This is a genomic window from Pseudomonas sp. DC3200b2, from assembly GCF_049895785.1.
Lineage (GTDB): Bacteria > Pseudomonadota > Gammaproteobacteria > Pseudomonadales > Pseudomonadaceae > Aquipseudomonas > Aquipseudomonas massiliensis.
The window spans coordinates 453517-468463 of sequence record NZ_JAFCTA010000002.1; the positions used below are offsets into that span (position 1 = coordinate 453517).

Consider the following 14947-nt stretch of genomic DNA (forward strand, 5'->3'; position numbering starts at 1 on the left):
CCCGAAGCGCGGGCCGTGGGCCCGCTTGAAAAAGAGGTGAGCGATGCGAAACAAAACATCCGCGGCAGCCCTGGCTGCCCTGTTGTGCTTGACCCCCTTGCTGGCCCAGGCCACCGATGAAAAGAAAAGCGACTGCAAGCCAGACGCAGTCTGGACGGACTTCCTCGGCCACGGCCGCTGCTACACCCATGGCGACAAGGCGCCAGACCCCTATACCCGTGATGACACCGCGATTCGCGACTGGAAAGCCAAAGGCCTGCCCGCGCCCGAGGACAATGCCCAGTGGGTCGAGATCAGCGGAAAGTATGTGATGGTCAACCGCGAAAACGCGGTGATCAAGGAAATTCGCGATCAGAAATGATCCCGGCATGACAGAGCCCGGCAACTAGGCGGCCTCGAATCCTATGTGCCAGGGCACGGGTTCTGTCGACCGGTACTGCGTGCCCCATCCTCCTTGGGGCCGTTCGTTGAGGACTTGCCATGTTGTCGCGCCTCTCGCTCACCCAGAAGCTCAGCGCCGCGTTCGGCGCGATCATCCTGATTATCCTCGGTCTGGTGCTGGTGGCTCGCCACGGCTTCTCCGAGGCTGACAAAAGCGTGAATTGGACCATCCATACCTACCAGGTGATGGACGCGTCCAGCGACGCCCTGATAGCCCTCACCAATATGGAAACGGGCATGCGCGGCTTCGCCCTGAGCGGCCAGGACGACTTCCTGGGCCCGTATAACGAAGGGCGAGAGCGCTTTGAGCGGGCCTGGGCCAGAATGAAACAGCTGACCTCGGACAATCCGGTCCAGCAGAAGCGCCTCGAAGACCTGCGCGCCACCCAGCAGAGCTGGCTCAGCCAGGATCTGGAAGGAACACTTGCACTGCGCCGCGCGGTGAACGCAGGCACACAACCGGCCGCTGCCCTGACCGATCGCATCACCGCCAGACAGGACAAGACTCGCATGGACAGCATGCGCAAGTTGTTGGCCGATATACGCGGGGATGAAGAAAAGCTGTTGGGAACCCGCAGTGACGCGCTCAAGGCCGCTGAATCCTTTGCCTTGAGCAGCCTGGTGATTGGTGGGATTGCCGCAGCCCTTCTGGCCTTAGCCGTCGCCATCGGTTTGTCGGCTTCAATACGGCGGCGTATCCAGGGGGCTATCGATGTTGCCCGAGGCATAGCCGGAGGACGTTTGGACCTGCCGATCACGGATCGTTCCGGCGACGAGATCGGCCAGCTGAACACTGCTTTCGCCGCCATGCAGGAAAAGTTACGGGACATGATCCAGGAAATTCTGGCCAGCAGCGAAGGGCTGGTGGCCGCGGCCCGCGATATCGCAGCAACTTCCAACGACCTTTCCAACGCCGCACAGGAACAGTCCAACTCGGCTTCCAGCATGGCGGCGACCGTGGAGGAACTGACTGTCAGCATTAGCCATGTGGCGAGCAGTGCCAGCGAGGCGCGGGAGATCTCTTCTGACTCAGGCCGACAGTCACAGGAAGGCGGCGCGGTGATTCAGCAGACCCTGGAGAGCATGGGGCAGATCGCCGGGACCGTGCAGACTTCCTCAGACCAGGTTGCTGAACTGGGCCGGCAGATTGAGCAGATTACTTCCATCGTCAATGTCATCACGGCGATTTCCGAGCAAACCAACCTGCTGGCCCTCAATGCGGCCATCGAAGCGGCGCGCGCGGGAGAGCAGGGCCGGGGCTTCGCGGTAGTGGCCGATGAAGTACGTTTGCTGGCCCAGCGCACCGGCAAATCGACCCAGGAAATCGGCGACATGATCCAGAAGATTCAGAGTAGCGCTCACGAGGCAGTGAGCAAGATGCAGGTCGGGGTGGAACAGGTAAACGGCGGCCTGCGCCTGGCCCAGACGGCCAACCAGGCCATCGAGCATATCCGCGGTGGCTCGGGCCGGATCATCTCGGCGGTGGATCAGATTTCGATGGCGCTGCAGGAGCAATCGGTGGCCAGCCAGGACGTCGCCCGCAATGTCGAGCGCATCGCCCAGATGGCTCAAGCCGCCAACCAGGGTATTGCCGGAGCGTCCCAAAGCGCCGGCCGGATCGAGCAGCTGGCACGGACGCTGGAGGCCAAGGTGCGAGAGTTCAAGCTGTAAGGCTGCAAGCCATGAGCGAAACAGGCCGATGCAATGATCACTGGCGTTGATGGTTACTATGCCTGAGTTGATTTTCCCCTGAGCCGGACAGGTGGCTACTGTAGCGACACAGTTAACCACCTCTCAGGAGACTCACCATGAAACGCCTCATCGCGCTTGCCCTCAGTGTATCCGCCATCGCCTCCAGCAGCGCCTTCGCGCTGCCCAAGGCTCAGGCCATAGCGGTAGCCCCGCGTCAGGCCGCTGCTGCCGCCCAGCCGGCCCAGGCCGCAACGCAGCGTCAGCCAGCCGCCGTGCTCGTGGCTGAGAACCGCAAGGAGTTCGGTTCCCAGTACCAGCGGTATTGAGCGCATCCGTAACAGGCAATCTTCGACCAGGCCCGCTGATGGGCCTGGCTTGCCCCGCCAACGAAACTTCCCGCCCAGCCAGCCATTCCTATGCAGTACAGCTACTGCCTGGAGATCGATATGGCTGAGAAAACCTGCAACTGTTCCGGCTGCGACTGCGGTCCCGGCTCCACCGAGGGCGTGGAGGTGCAGGGCAAGTGGTTCTGCTGCGTTGCCTGCTCCCTCGATCATCTCGATGGTCAGCCCTGTACGATGCGCGGCTGCGGCTGCGGCAGCACGGCCGTGAAAACCCGTGACCATGGCCAAGGCCACGACAAGGTGGATAACGCCGTGGAGGAAACTTTCCCCGCCAGCGATCCCATTTCCCCATAACCTTGGGCGACCAATGCCCTGACGCAATAGAATGACGACCCGCTCAACCGAGGAACCGGGGTTGTCTCATCGTCACGGCTTTATTCTCACCCGTCATTGGGTCGATACCGAACGGGGCATCGCGCTGGCCGTATGGCTGGCCACGGATGAAGGCCCCTTGCGCCTGCGCCTCCCGGTGCAGGAAGCCGTCGCCTTCCTGCCCCAGGCGCAGCGCGCGCGGGCCGAGCGCTTGCTGGATGGGGAGCCTGGAGCGCGACTGCGTGACCTGGACCTCAAGGATTTCCGGCAGCGACCGGTTGCCGCGCTTTACTGTAGTCAGTACCGCCAGCTCCTCGACCTCGCGCAACGGCTGCGCCAGGGCGGGGTGGATGTCTACGAGGCCGACGTGCGGCCCCCGGACCGCTACCTCATGGAGCGCTTCATTACCGCGCCGGTCGCCTTTACGGCGCAGCCAAGCGCGCAAGCGGGCTGGGAAGGGGATATCCGGCCCGCCCCTGGCTACCGTCCCAAGTTGCGCCTGGTGTCCTTGGATATTGAAACCGATCGTCACGGCAATCTGTTCTGTATCGGGCTCGAGGGCTGCGCAAGCCGCACCGTGTTGATGCTTGGTGAACCACCAGCGGTGCCCCTGGCCCTGGACTATAGCCTGCGTTACCTGCCGGATCGGCCGGCCCTGCTTGAAGCCCTCAATGCCTGGTTCGCCGAGCACGATCCGGACGCCATCATCGGCTGGAACCTGGTGCAGTTCGATCTAAGGGTGCTCCATGAGCACAGCCAGCGTTGCCAGGTGCCCTTGCGGCTGGGCCGGGGCGGCGAGCCCATGGGCTGGCGTGAGCACTCCGAGCATGCCCATTGCTTCGCGTCAGTGCCGGGACGGCTGGTCATCGATGGCATCGAGGCGCTGCGCTCGGCGTTCTGGCGTTTTAAGTCGTTCAGCCTGGAGCACGTGGCACGAACGCTGTTGGGCGAGGGAAAAGCCATCGACAATGTGTACCAGCGCCTGACCGCCATCGAGCGCATGTTTCGGGAGGACAAGCCTGCCCTAGCGCACTACAACCTGCGCGACTGTGAATTGGTCACCCGCATCTTCGAGCACACCCGGATCATGGACTTTCTGCTCGAGCGAGCCACGGTCACCGGTTTGCCCGCCGACCGCAACGGTGGATCGGTTGCCGCGTTCGACCATCTTTACTTGCCGGTGATGCACCGCCTGGGCCTGGTAGCGCCCAACCGTGGCGAGCGCATGCCCCAGGCCAGTCCCGGGGGGTTCGTGATGGACTCGCGGCCTGGGCTATACGACTCGGTATTGGTGCTGGACTACAAAAGCCTTTACCCCTCCATCATTCGCACGTTCCTGATCGACCCGGTTGGCCTGGTCGAAGGCCTGGCCGAGCCCGGCCAGGCGCTTGACGGCTATTGTGGCGCGCGGTTCTCGCGCATCCGGCACGGCCTGCCGGGCATCGTAGAGCGTGTCTGGAAAGCCCGTGAGCAGGCCAAGCAAGACGGTAATGCCCCTTTGGTCCAGGCCCTGAAGATCATCATGAACGCCTTCTACGGCGTACTGGGTTCGCCGAGCTGCCGTTTCTACGACCACCGCCTGGCCTCGTCCATCACTCTCAGGGGCCAGCAGATCATGCAGCAGACGCGCGCGCTGATCGAAGCCGAGGGGTATTCGGTGATCTATGGCGACACTGACTCGACCTTCGTCTGGCTCGACCGCGCGTGCGATCATGATGAAGCGACCGCCATAGGCCGGCACCTGGTGGTGACAGTCAACCAATGGTGGCGCGAGCAATTGAGCCGGACCCTGGGGCTTGAAAGTGCCTTGGAGCTGCAGTTCGAAAGTCATTTCAAGCGCTTCCTCATGCCGACCATCCGGGGCGCCGAGGAGGGCAGCAAGAAGCGCTATGCCGGACTGGTCGAAAACCCGGACGGTGGCTATCGGCTGGTGTTCAAGGGGCTGGAAAGCGTACGCACCGATTGGTCGCCGCTGGCTCGGGAATTCCAGCAGGCGCTCTATGAGCGCATCTTCACGGGTCAGCCATGGGAGAGCTGGCTGCGCGAATATGTACGGCAAACCCGCGACGGCGAGTTGGACCACTTGCTGGTGTACCGCAAGCGGCTGGGCCGTTCGCTGGCCGAGTACGAGCGGAACGTGCCGCCCCAGGTGCGGGCCGCTCGCCTGGCCGATGAGTACAACCAGGCCCATGGCCGGCCCGCCCAATACCAGCGCGGCGGCTGGATCAGTTATGTCATGACCCTGAACGGCCCGGAGCCACTGGAAGCGCGCAAGGCCGCTCCGGATTACGACCATTACATCAGTCGCCAGCTGCGACCGGTGGCCGATGCCATACTGCCCTTTGTCAATGCGGATTTCGAGCACGTGATCGGCGGGCAGATGGGGCTTTTCTAGCGGTAGCCCGTAGCGTAGCGCAGGAGGGGGCCGTGGCTGTGGGAGGTAGCGAAGCTGCCGACTGCAACTCGATGCCCATTCGCGGTCTTTGCCTGCGGCTGCGCCCGCTACCTACAGCGCCATGCACCTCATGCAGGGGTCAGGCGAACCCGCGAACGGCGTCCTGCCGGGCTCTCCGGTGAACCTTACTCACCCACCACCGGCTCGGGCTGGATGATTTCTACCCAGTAGCCGTCCGGGTCCTTGATGAACGCCAGGCTTTTCATGCGTCCATCGGTCAGGCGCTTCTGGAAGTCGACACCCAGTGCTTCGAAGCGCTCGCAGGCCGAATGAATATCCGGCACGGACACGCAAATATGCCCAAACCCACGCGGGTCACTGTTGCCATTGTGGTAAGCGAAATCGGCATCGCTTTCCGTGCCGTGGTTATGGGTAAGTTCCAACACGCCTGGAATGGATTTCATCCAGCGGTGACGCTCGGCATCGTCGTCCGGAATATTGGCCCGATCCACCAGCGCAAGGAAATAAAGACTGAACTGAGCTTCGGGAAAATCACGTTTTTCGATCAGGCTGAAACCCAGCACGCGGGTGTAGAAGTCCAGCGAGCGCGTAATGTCCTTGACCCGTAACATCGTGTGGTTGAAAACGAAGCCCTGGGTAGCGGAATCGGGAGAAGCGGTGACGCCGGCGACGGCGTCCAGTTGGCTGCGGCTCATGGCAAGCACTCCTTGATGGGAAAACGAGAGGAAGATTGGATCGAGGCGCGGTATCCGCGATGTCCCTAGGGACGACTGCCGAAACAGGCAGGAAAGAAGAAGCCCGCCGAAGCGGGCATATGGGGCGCTGTTCCTTCAGCGATCTTGATCCTGCGCGCTCGGACGTGAAAAAAGCGTGAAGCATGCGACCGCTCAGCGGCGTACCCAGCCCTCGACGGCATCCACGCCATACTGGTCCTTCCAGGCGCGCAGGCCGCGGTGGTTACCGCCCTTGGTTTCGATCAACTCCCCGGTATGAGGGTTTTCGTACACCTTCACCACGCGCGGACGGCGGGTTCTGGGCGCTGGCGTTGAAGCGCCGCTCGGAGACCGCGAGGGGTCGAGAAGAGCGATGACATCCCGCAGACTCTTTCCATACTGCTGCATCAAAGCCACAAGCTTTTCCTCGAAGGCCAGTTCGCGCTTCAGCGCCGCGTCGCTTTTCATTCGCTCCAACAAGGCGAGTTGCTCTTGAAGGGCCTTCTCAGCGGCACGGAATTCAGCGAGTCGTGACATGGGACAGCTCCGGCTTTGTGAACGAGTGCGCGGCAGGATAGAACGCCGGTCGCGTCAAGTAAACCTTGAGGCGCACCGGCTTCTTGATTGCCAGAGCAACTAAGCCTGAAGTTCCGAGCGGCGGGGCAGATCCGGCCCGACCCGCGAACAGGTCACGGCGGCTGCCTTGCAGGCGAAGTGAAGCATCGCTTCGAGATCTTGCGGGTTCAATGACCGCAACTGGTCCGGCAGTGCCTTGCTTCGCTCGTGCAGCCATGTCAGGAGCGCGGCCTGGAAGGTATCTCCGGCGCCTACCGTATCGCGCACCTGGACCACCGGGGCCGCTACCCTGACGCAATCCTGGCCGCGGCTGTAGGCCTCGGCGCCTTCCCCGCCCCGGGTCACGAACACCAGTTCACAACCTTGCTCCAGCCAGCCGTTGGCTACCTGTTCGATGGGCACCTCGGGATAAAGCAGCGCCAAGTCTTCATCACTGACCTTCACCAAGTGCGCCATGCTCACCATCTCGGTGACACTGGCGCGCCATTGATGAATATCCGGCGCTGGATTGAGCCTGACATTCGGGTCGTAGCTGATCAGGCGCTGGCCTCGCTCGCGGCGGGCCAGGGACCTCAGCGCGCTGCCCACCGGTTCGACCACCAGTGAAAAGGAGCCGAAATGCAGGGCCGTTACCCTGGCGTCCAGTTCAGGCAGATGCCGCGCCTCCAGGGCTCGGTCAGCGCAGCCGGCGCCCCGGAAGGCATAGCTCGGTATGCCCGCGCCGGACAGGCTGACCATGGCCAGGGTGGTGGGCGCCTCGAAGCGTTGCAGGTAGTCACCCGCCACGCCTTCCCGGGCCAGCAGCGCGACGAGGTTTTCCCCAAGCGCGTCGGTGGACAGGCCGGCCAGCAGACCTACTGGCGCCTGCAGGCGCGCCAGGCCGACCGCGACGTTGAAAGGCGACCCCCCGGCCACGGCCGTGTAGGCCAGCCGCGGCTGAGGTTCACCGAGGCGGGTGTCGCAAAAGAAGTCGTAGAGGGCTTCGCCGCATACCAGAAACATGGGGGCTCCAGATCATAGGTTGGAAAGCAGGGTCCGGTAACGCGCGTAGATCGGCTGGTAGGCCGCCACGTTCTCCGGTTTCGGCAGGCACTGTGTCGTTTCGTCGAGCATCACGCAACGGGCGCAGAGCGCCTCGAGGCCACCCAGGGTGTCATCGCCGCCCTGGTCGCACCAGGCGGCTTGCAATGCAGCGCCCAGCGCGGCGGCTTCCGGCTCGACGGTGCAGATCACTGGGGTGTTCATGACGTCGGCCACCAGTTGCCGCCACACCGGGCTCTTGGCGCCGCCGCCCACCAGCCGTATGGCGCTGCTTTGCATGCCGGCCGCGCGCAGGAGGTCAAGCCCATAACGCAGGCCGAAGGTAGTGCCCTCTACCGCGGCCCGGCATAGATTCGCGGCGTTCATATTGGCCGTCGTCAGCCCGAGGATCGAGCCAGTGGCCTGGGGCAGGGCAGGCACTCGCTCGCCGTTGAGGAAGGGCAGCATCAGCACACCCTCGGCGCCAATGGGCGCGCCTGCCACGGCTTCGTTGAACGCGCCCAGGTCCAGGCGCAGCAAATCGCGCACCTGACTGGTCACGTTGGTCAGGTTCATAGTGCAGATCAACGGCAGCCAGCCCCCGGTTGACGAACAGAAGGTGGCTACCGAGGGCTCGGGACACACGACTGGCGAATCGGTATAGCCGTACACGGTGCCCGAGGAGCCCAGACTCATGGTGAACAGGCCGGGGCTGATATTTCCCGTGCCGATGGCGGCCATCATGTTGTCGCCGCCGCCGCTGGAGACGAGCGCATCCGGGCTGATGCCCAGCTCGGCCGCCGCTTCTGGACGGACCCGGCCTATAGCCTCGTCCGCGCTCACCAGGGTGGGAAGGGCCCGGCGCAGACGCCCACTGGGATCGACGACATCCAGAAGATCCAGGTCCCAGCAGCGGGTTCGAACATTGAAGTAACCGGTGCCGGAAGCATCCCCGTATTCGCTGCAGAAGCGGCCGGTCAACCAGAAGTTCAGGTAGTCATGAGGTAACAGGACATGTGCTACCTGGTCGAAGAGTTCAGGGAACCGCTCCTTGCTCCAGAGCAATTTGGAGAGGGTATATCCCGGCGCCAGGGCCAGGCCCAGGCGTTCGAGCGATCCCTGGGTGCCGCCCAGGTCGGCGAGCAGACGCGCGTTTTCCACAGTGGTTTGCGTATCGCACCAGAGTTTGGCCGGGCGCAACACCCGGCCCGTGGCATCGAGCAATACCAGGCCATGCTGTTGACCAGACACACCGACCCCGACGATGGCCTGCCCGGCGATGCCCGCATCGGCGAGCGCCTGGCGGCTGGCGCTCACCAGCGCCTGTATCCATTCGGCCGGGTCCTGCTCACGGCGGCCATTCGCACCGCTTAGCAAGTGATGTCCCGCAGCCCCGCGGCCCAGCACGCGGCCGCTCTGGCTATCCAGGACCACCGCCTTGGTGCCCTGGGTGCCGCAGTCGATACCTAAGTACATGAGCGCCTCCTCAAAGGCTCACCAAAGCGCGGAGCGCGCTTTCCACGCCATAGGCGCGCAGGTGGTTCAATTGTTCCTCGAACGCGGAAATGAAATCAGGCGAAGCGGGCATCTGCTGGCCGAAAATTTCCACCACGCCCAACAGACGCTGGGTAAGGCCATCATCTTCAGTGACCAGGCCCTGGCAGAAATCGGCGCGGGGATCCGGGATGGAATAAGCGACGCCGTTCTCATCCACGCCGCGCAGATAGAGCGCCCAGGCCGCGACCACCAGCGCAGCGCGGCGCAGGTCACCACCGCTGCGTATAAGCTCGTTGATGGTAGGTACGGTGAACTTGGGGAATTTCGAAGAGCCGTCGGAACATACACGTTCGAGCTGATCGGCGATGGCTCTGTTGGAGAACCGCTGGATCAGCGTGTCCTGGTAGCCGGCCAGGTCGATACCCGGGACAGGCGCAAGCTGGGGCAGTACGTCCAGTTTCATGTAGTCGCGGATGTACTGCACGAACAACGGGTCCTGCATGGTCTCATGGACGAAGCGGTAGCCGCGCAGGAAGCCCAGGTACGTGAGCGCCAGGTGGCTGCCGTTGAGCAGCTTGATCTTCATTTGTTCATAGGGCGTAACGTCGGCGGTGAACTGAACGCCGACGTCTTCCCAGGCCGGGCGTCCGTTGCAGAAATTGTCTTCGAGCACCCATTGCACGAAGGGCTCGCACACTACCGGCCAGGCGTCATCGATGCCGTGTCGCTCCAGCAGCTGTTGCCGGTGCGCGGCGCTGGTCATGGGAGTGATCCGGTCCACCATGGCGTTGGGGAACGCGACCTGTCGCTCGATCCAGTCGGCCAGGCCTGTGCCATAGGTATCGCCGGCCAGGCGCGCGAAGGCCAGCAAGGCCTTGCGCGCCACCTCACCGTTGTGAGGAAGGTTGTCGCAGGACATCACCGTGAACGGTGGGAGACCTGCCGCCCGACGGCGTTGCAGCGCGGCGCAGGCGAAGCCGAATACTGTGCATGGCGCGCCTGGATTGACCAGGTCATGCTCGATAGCGGGCAAGTGCGCCATGAACTCACCGGTGCTGTCATCGATGCAGTAGCCGCCTTCGGTGATGGTCAGGGACAGGATGCGAATGCCCGGGCTGGCCAGGCGGCTGATCAGCGCTTCGGGATCGTCCTCGGCCAGCAGCATGTCGCGCAGTGCGCCGATCACCCGAACCTCGGTATCCTCATGGTCACCCAGCTCGTAGAGAGTGAACAGATGATCCTGGCTGGCCAGATGGTCGCGGGCGCGGCGGTCCTCGGGTCGCAGCCCGGCGCCACAGATGGCCCAGTCCAGAGCCTTGCCCTGGTTCATGAGGGCGTCGGTGTAATAGGCCTGATGGGCGCGATGAAACCCGCCGACCCCAATGTGTACGATGCCTTGGGTCAACAGCTCGGGCGGGTAGGAAGGTCGTTTCACCACGTCTGGCAGATCGTCCAGATGCTCCAGGCTAAGTCTTGGCGGTGCGATGGTCATGAAGGCTCCAGGCATCAGGCGGCGGCGCGCAAGGCGCTGGGTACGGCCAGGCCATTGGCATCGAACAGGTGGCAGCAGGCAGGGTCCAGGTACAGGTCGAGGCGTTGGCCGTACTGGCTGGCCAGGTCCCCCCTGATGCGCAGGGTCAGGGCTTCGCCGGCGTCGGTGCGTACATGGCAATAGGTGTCGCTGCCCAGTCGCTCGCTCACGTCGGCGGTCACGCTCAGCCTGGCCTGCCCAGGCTGGGCCAGCTCCAGATGCTCCGGCCGGATGCCAAGGGTCACGGCACTGCCTTCGCTCAGTTGCGGGCCTACCCTGGGGAGGCTGATGCGGGTGCCCGCGTCGAGCAGCAGTTCGCAACCGTTATCGAAGACCTGGCTTATCTGCCCCTTGAGAAAGCCCATCCTGGGCGTGCCCAGGAACCCGGCCACGAAAAGATTGGCCGGGTAGTGATAGAGCTCGAGGGGAGAACCTACCTGCTCGACCCGTCCGGCATTGAGCACCACTACCTTGTCGGCCAGGGTCATGGCCTCCACCTGGTCGTGGGTGACGTAGATCATGGTGGCCTGCAACTCTTGGTGCAGGCGTGACAATTCCAGGCGCATCTGCACCCGAAGGGCGGCGTCAAGGTTCGACAGGGGCTCGTCGAACAGGAAAATCCTCGGGTTGCGCACAATGGCACGGCCGATGGCTACGCGCTGACGCTGGCCACCGGACAGCTGCTTGGGCTTGCGCTCCAGCAATGGCTGCAGCTCCAGGATGCGGGCAGCCTCGCTCACCTTGCGCTCGATCTCCTGCTTGTCGCGCCCGGCCAGATCAAGTGCGAAGGAGAGGTTCTTGCGTACCGTCATGTGTGGATAGAGCGCGTAGGTCTGGAACACCATGGCCAGGTCACGCTTGGCCGGGGGGACCTCGGTGATGTCCCGGCCGTCGAGCTCGATCTGCCCGCTGCTGACATCCTCTAGCCCGGCGATCAGGCGCAGCAGGGTGGATTTGCCGCAACCGGAAGGGCCGACGAACACCACGAATTCGCGGTCGCGCACTTCCAGGTCGATGCCTTTGATGATTTGCAGGTCTTCGAAGCCTTTCTTCAGGTTTCGGACTTTCAACGTCGCCATGGGTTGGCTCCTTGTTCAAGCCAGACAGGTGGTGGCCGGGCGCGACCGAGGCGCGCCGGCGTTCATTTCACTGCGCCAAAGGACAGGCCGCGCACCAGTTGCTTCTGGCTGATCCAGCCAAAGATCAGGATGGGCGCGCAGGCCAGTGTGGAAACCGCGGACAGCTTGGCCCAGAACAGGCCCTCCGGGCTGGAATAGGAAGCGATCAGCGCGGTAAGCGGCGCCGCCTGGGAACTGGTCAGGTTCAGCGACCAGAATGCCTCGTTCCAGCACAGGATCAGCGACAGCAGGACGGTCGAGGCCGGCCCCCCCTTGCTGATCGGAAGCAGTACCCGCAGCATTTCCTGCAGCAGGGTGGCCCCGTCGAGCCGAGCCGCTTCAAGAATGTCGCGGGGGATGTCCTTGAAATAGGTGTACACCATCCACACAACGATCGGCAGATTGATCAGGGTGTAGATGATGATCAGGCCCAGTCGGGTATCCAGTAGCCCGGCCCCCTTGGCCAGTAGGTAGATGGGCATCAGCACACCCACCGGTGGCAGCATCTTGGTGGAGAGCATCCACAGCAGGGTCTTGCGGGTGCGCTGGGTCTCGTAGAAAGCCATGGAGTAGGCGGCCGGCACAGCGATCAGCAGGCACAACAGGGTCGCCACAAAGGAGATGAGCACCGAGTTCCAGGCGTAGTGGAAGTAATCGCTGCGTTCCTGGATATGCAGGTAGTTCTCCAGGGTAGGGCTGAAGATGAACTGCGGCGGCGTGGCGAAGGCGTCGATCTCGGTCTTGAAGCTGGTCAGTACCATCCAGAAGATGGGGAAGAAAATGACCAGCGCGACCAGCCAGGACAGCGTACCCAGGGCCAGGCTTTGCAGCCGTCTGGATTGTTTGAGCGTCATCATGGGTTTGCCCTCAGCCCTTGTCGGTCAGGTTCCTGCCGATCATGCGTACCAGCACGATGGCAGCGATGTTGGCGATCACCACGGCGATCAGCCCGCCCGCCGAGGCCATGCCGACGTCGAACTGCACCAGGGCCTGGTTGTAGATCAGGTAGGCCAGGTTGGTGGAGGCGAAGCCTGGCCCGCCATTGGTAGTGGTGAAGATTTCGGCGAACACCGACAGCAGGAAGATGGTTTCGATCATCACCACCACCGCCACCGGCCGGGCCAGGTGCGGCAGGGTCAGGTGCCAGAAGATCGCCAGCGGGCCGGCACCGTCCAGCCGCGCCGCTTCCTTTTGCTCCTGGTCCAGGGACTGCATCGCGGTCATGAGGATCAGAATCGCGAAGGGCAGCCATTGCCAGGCCACGATGAGGATGATCGACAGCAAGGGATAGTTGGCCAGCCAATCCACCGGCTCGGCGCCGAAGAATCGCCAGAGCGCTGCCAGCACGCCGGATACCGGATGGAAGATCAGGTTCTTGAACACCAATGCGCCTACGGTCGGCATGATGAAGAAAGGCGAGATCAGCATCACCCGTACTACGCCCCGGCCGAAGAATTCGCTGGCTTCCAGCAGCGCGGCGATGAGCACGCCGCCCATCACGCTGATCAGCAGCACGCTGACCACCAGCACCGCGGTGTTCCACGCTCCGGGCAGAAAGCCGCTATCGGTAAGGAAGAAGCTGAAGTTTTCCAGCCCCACGAAGGCGTTTTCCCCTGGGTAGAGCAGGTTGTAGCGAATCAGGGAAAAATACAGGGTCATCGCCAGGGGCACGATCATCCACAGCAGCAGCAGAATGACCGAGGGGCTGACCAGGAACCAGCCGGGGTTGCGGAACAGGCGCCGGCCGGGCTGGCGAGGGTCGTTCGCGAGCCCGGCCTTGAGGGTCGAAGCAGTCATGATGGTTACCTTGGCAAGAGTGACCAGGGCCCTCCTGGAGCTGGAGGGCGGTCAAGGGCTGGGCTTTATTTCGGATAACCGGCCCGTTTCATCTCCCGCTCGGTGGCGGTCTGCGCCGCGGCCAGGGCCTGGTCCACGCTGGCCTGGCCAGTGAGCGCGCCGGAGAAGACCTTGCCCACCGCTGTGCCCACGGCCTGGAACTCGGGGATGGTCACCAGTTGGATGCCCACATAGGGCTTGTCTGCCGAGGCGGCGGGGTCGGCCACCTTCAGCGATTCCAAGGTCACCAGTGCGAAGGGCGCGGCTTGCAGATAGGCCTCGCTATAGGTGGAGGCCCGGGTGCCCGGCGGCACATTGGCAATGCCATCCTGCTCGGCCACCAGCCTGGCGTAGGCTTCGGAGGTCGCCCAGGTGGTGAAGCTGCGCGCGGCCTCCTGTTTCTTGGATGTCGTCGGAATGGCCAGCGCCCAGGAGTACAGCCAGGAGGTGCCTTTCTCGGTGGTTTCATGGGGGGCGAAGGTAAAGCCGACACTGTCGGCCACCTTGCTCTGTCTGGGGTCTGTGACGAAGGAACCGGCGACGCTGGCGTCCACCCAGATGGCGCACTTGCCGCTGTTGAACAATGCCAGGTTCTCGTTGAACCCGTTGCTCGAAGCCCCCGGCGGACCGAACTGCTTGAGGTTGTTCACATAGAAGTTCAAGGCGTCCTTCCAGGCCTTGCCGTTGAATTGCGGCGCCCATTGGGCGTTGAACCAGGTGCCGCCATAGCCATTGGCCAAGGTGGTGATCAATGCCATGTTCTCGCCCCAGCCCGGTTTGCCTCGCAGGCAGAGCCCGTACTGATCCTTGCTCTTGTCGGTGAGCTTGCTGGCGAATTCACCGATCTGGGTCCAGGTAGGCTTGTCTGGCATGGTCAGCCCGGCTGCCTTGAACAGGTCGGTGCGGTAATAGGTAATGGAGCTTTCGGCGTAGAAGGGCAGGGCATAAAGGGTGCCGCCAACGGAAAGCCCTTCACGGACGGAAGGGAAGACATCGTCGAGCTTGTAGTCCGCCGGCAGGTTCTGCATCGGCGCCAGCCAGTTCTTGGCGCCCCAGAGTGAGGCTTCGTACATGCCAATGGTCAGCACATCGAACTGCCCGCCCTGGGTAGCGATGTCGGTCGTCAGGCGCTGACGCAGGACATTTTCTTCGAGCACCACCCAGTTGAGCTTGATATCCGGGTGCTGTTCTTCGAAGGTCTTGGACAACCGCTGCATGCGGATCATGTCGCTATTGTTGACCGTGGCAATGGTCAGGGTGTCTGCGGCCACGGCTGGCCCGACCAGGGCAAGGCAGCAGGTGGCGAAAATGGCGGGTGCCGACGTGCGCATCGTGCTCTCCTCATGGCCCGGGCGACGCCCGGGCCTGGTTATTGTTCTTTTTGATCCGCA

General features: G+C 63.2%; 13 protein-coding genes and 2 pseudogenes. 6 read left to right on the forward strand and 9 right to left on the reverse strand.

Annotated features, from left to right (window positions below):
- Nucleotides 1-43: 43 nt before the first annotated feature.
- The 6 genes and pseudogenes from ACP691_RS07810 to ACP691_RS07835 all read left to right on the forward strand — a co-directional run bounded on the left by ACP691_RS07810 (nucleotide 44) and on the right by ACP691_RS07835 (nucleotide 5244).
- The gene (locus ACP691_RS07810; protein ID WP_426199172.1) at nucleotides 44-361 is read left to right on the forward strand and encodes an RcnB family protein; all 318 of its coding nucleotides are present in this window, start codon (nucleotides 44-46) and stop codon (nucleotides 359-361) included.
- Between the two features lie 119 nt (nucleotides 362-480).
- A pseudogene (locus ACP691_RS07815) lies at nucleotides 481-1257 on the forward strand (CHASE3 domain-containing protein); the annotation flags it as partial.
- A gap of 261 nt (nucleotides 1258-1518) precedes the next feature.
- A pseudogene (locus ACP691_RS07820) lies at nucleotides 1519-2112 on the forward strand (methyl-accepting chemotaxis protein); the annotation flags it as partial.
- Nucleotides 2113-2249: 137 nt separating this feature from the next.
- On the forward strand, nucleotides 2250-2459 hold the full coding sequence (locus ACP691_RS07825; RefSeq protein WP_426199173.1) for a hypothetical protein: 210 nt from the start codon (nucleotides 2250-2252) through the stop codon (nucleotides 2457-2459).
- Nucleotides 2460-2579: 120 nt separating this feature from the next.
- On the forward strand, nucleotides 2580-2831 hold the full coding sequence (locus tag ACP691_RS07830) for a metallothionein (protein WP_426199176.1): 252 nt from the start codon (nucleotides 2580-2582) through the stop codon (nucleotides 2829-2831).
- A gap of 31 nt (nucleotides 2832-2862) precedes the next feature.
- The gene (locus ACP691_RS07835; protein ID WP_426199178.1) at nucleotides 2863-5244 is read left to right on the forward strand and encodes a DNA polymerase II; all 2382 of its coding nucleotides are present in this window, start codon (nucleotides 2863-2865) and stop codon (nucleotides 5242-5244) included.
- A gap of 185 nt (nucleotides 5245-5429) precedes the next feature.
- Here the strand turns inward: ACP691_RS07835 and gloA are convergent, their stop codons facing one another.
- The 9 genes from gloA to ACP691_RS07880 all read right to left on the reverse strand — a co-directional run bounded on the left by gloA (nucleotide 5430) and on the right by ACP691_RS07880 (nucleotide 14887).
- On the reverse strand, nucleotides 5430-5960 hold the full coding sequence (gene gloA, locus ACP691_RS07840; RefSeq protein WP_426199180.1) for a lactoylglutathione lyase: 531 nt from the start codon (nucleotides 5958-5960) through the stop codon (nucleotides 5430-5432).
- 192 nt (nucleotides 5961-6152) lie between these two features.
- Nucleotides 6153-6515, reverse strand: a complete 363-nt coding sequence (locus ACP691_RS07845; protein WP_426199182.1) for a histone-like nucleoid-structuring protein, MvaT/MvaU family — start codon at nucleotides 6513-6515, stop codon at nucleotides 6153-6155.
- A 99-nt stretch (nucleotides 6516-6614) separates the two neighbouring features.
- Complete coding sequence (locus tag ACP691_RS07850) at nucleotides 6615-7556, reverse strand: carbohydrate kinase family protein (RefSeq protein ID WP_426199184.1); 942 nt, start codon at nucleotides 7554-7556, stop codon at nucleotides 6615-6617.
- A gap of 12 nt (nucleotides 7557-7568) precedes the next feature.
- Nucleotides 7569-9050 (reverse strand): xylulokinase, encoded by a 1482-nt coding sequence (xylB, locus tag ACP691_RS07855; RefSeq protein WP_426199186.1) that lies wholly within the window; start codon nucleotides 9048-9050, stop codon nucleotides 7569-7571.
- 10 nt (nucleotides 9051-9060) lie between these two features.
- Nucleotides 9061-10563 carry a mannitol dehydrogenase family protein gene (locus ACP691_RS07860; protein WP_426199187.1) on the reverse strand — a complete coding sequence of 501 codons (1503 nt, stop codon included), beginning with the start codon at nucleotides 10561-10563 and terminating at the stop codon, nucleotides 9061-9063.
- 14 nt (nucleotides 10564-10577) lie between these two features.
- Nucleotides 10578-11681: an ABC transporter ATP-binding protein gene (locus ACP691_RS07865; protein ID WP_426199189.1), complete on the reverse strand. Its 1104-nt coding sequence runs from the start codon at nucleotides 11679-11681 to the stop codon at nucleotides 10578-10580.
- Nucleotides 11682-11743: 62 nt separating this feature from the next.
- A complete protein-coding gene (locus ACP691_RS07870) occupies nucleotides 11744-12577 on the reverse strand; it encodes a carbohydrate ABC transporter permease (RefSeq protein WP_426199191.1) in 834 nt (277 codons plus the stop codon).
- 10 nt (nucleotides 12578-12587) lie between these two features.
- On the reverse strand, nucleotides 12588-13517 hold the full coding sequence (locus tag ACP691_RS07875; RefSeq protein WP_426199192.1) for a carbohydrate ABC transporter permease: 930 nt from the start codon (nucleotides 13515-13517) through the stop codon (nucleotides 12588-12590).
- Nucleotides 13518-13582: 65 nt separating this feature from the next.
- Nucleotides 13583-14887: an ABC transporter substrate-binding protein gene (locus ACP691_RS07880; RefSeq protein WP_426199195.1), complete on the reverse strand. Its 1305-nt coding sequence runs from the start codon at nucleotides 14885-14887 to the stop codon at nucleotides 13583-13585.
- Nucleotides 14888-14947: the final 60 nt, after the last annotated feature.

Excerpts from the sequence above, each read along its gene's own strand:
- ACP691_RS07810 (WP_426199172.1), top strand. The coding sequence starts at position 44 with ATGCGAAACAAAACATCCGCGGCAGCCCTGGCTGCCCTGTTGTGCTTG.
- ACP691_RS07825 (WP_426199173.1), top strand. The coding sequence starts at position 2,250 with ATGAAACGCCTCATCGCGCTTGCCCTCAGTGTATCCGCCATCGCCTCC.
- ACP691_RS07830 (WP_426199176.1), top strand. The coding sequence starts at position 2,580 with ATGGCTGAGAAAACCTGCAACTGTTCCGGCTGCGACTGCGGTCCCGGC.
- ACP691_RS07835 (WP_426199178.1), top strand. The coding sequence starts at position 2,863 with ATGACGACCCGCTCAACCGAGGAACCGGGGTTGTCTCATCGTCACGGC.
- gloA (WP_426199180.1), bottom strand. The coding sequence starts at position 5,960 with ATGAGCCGCAGCCAACTGGACGCCGTCGCCGGCGTCACCGCTTCTCCC.
- ACP691_RS07845 (WP_426199182.1), bottom strand. The coding sequence starts at position 6,515 with ATGTCACGACTCGCTGAATTCCGTGCCGCTGAGAAGGCCCTTCAAGAG.
- ACP691_RS07850 (WP_426199184.1), bottom strand. The coding sequence starts at position 7,556 with ATGTTTCTGGTATGCGGCGAAGCCCTCTACGACTTCTTTTGCGACACC.
- xylB (WP_426199186.1), bottom strand. The coding sequence starts at position 9,050 with ATGTACTTAGGTATCGACTGCGGCACCCAGGGCACCAAGGCGGTGGTC.
- ACP691_RS07860 (WP_426199187.1), bottom strand. The coding sequence starts at position 10,563 with ATGACCATCGCACCGCCAAGACTTAGCCTGGAGCATCTGGACGATCTG.
- ACP691_RS07865 (WP_426199189.1), bottom strand. The coding sequence starts at position 11,681 with ATGGCGACGTTGAAAGTCCGAAACCTGAAGAAAGGCTTCGAAGACCTG.
- ACP691_RS07870 (WP_426199191.1), bottom strand. The coding sequence starts at position 12,577 with ATGATGACGCTCAAACAATCCAGACGGCTGCAAAGCCTGGCCCTGGGT.
- ACP691_RS07875 (WP_426199192.1), bottom strand. The coding sequence starts at position 13,517 with ATGACTGCTTCGACCCTCAAGGCCGGGCTCGCGAACGACCCTCGCCAG.
- ACP691_RS07880 (WP_426199195.1), bottom strand. The coding sequence starts at position 14,887 with ATGCGCACGTCGGCACCCGCCATTTTCGCCACCTGCTGCCTTGCCCTG.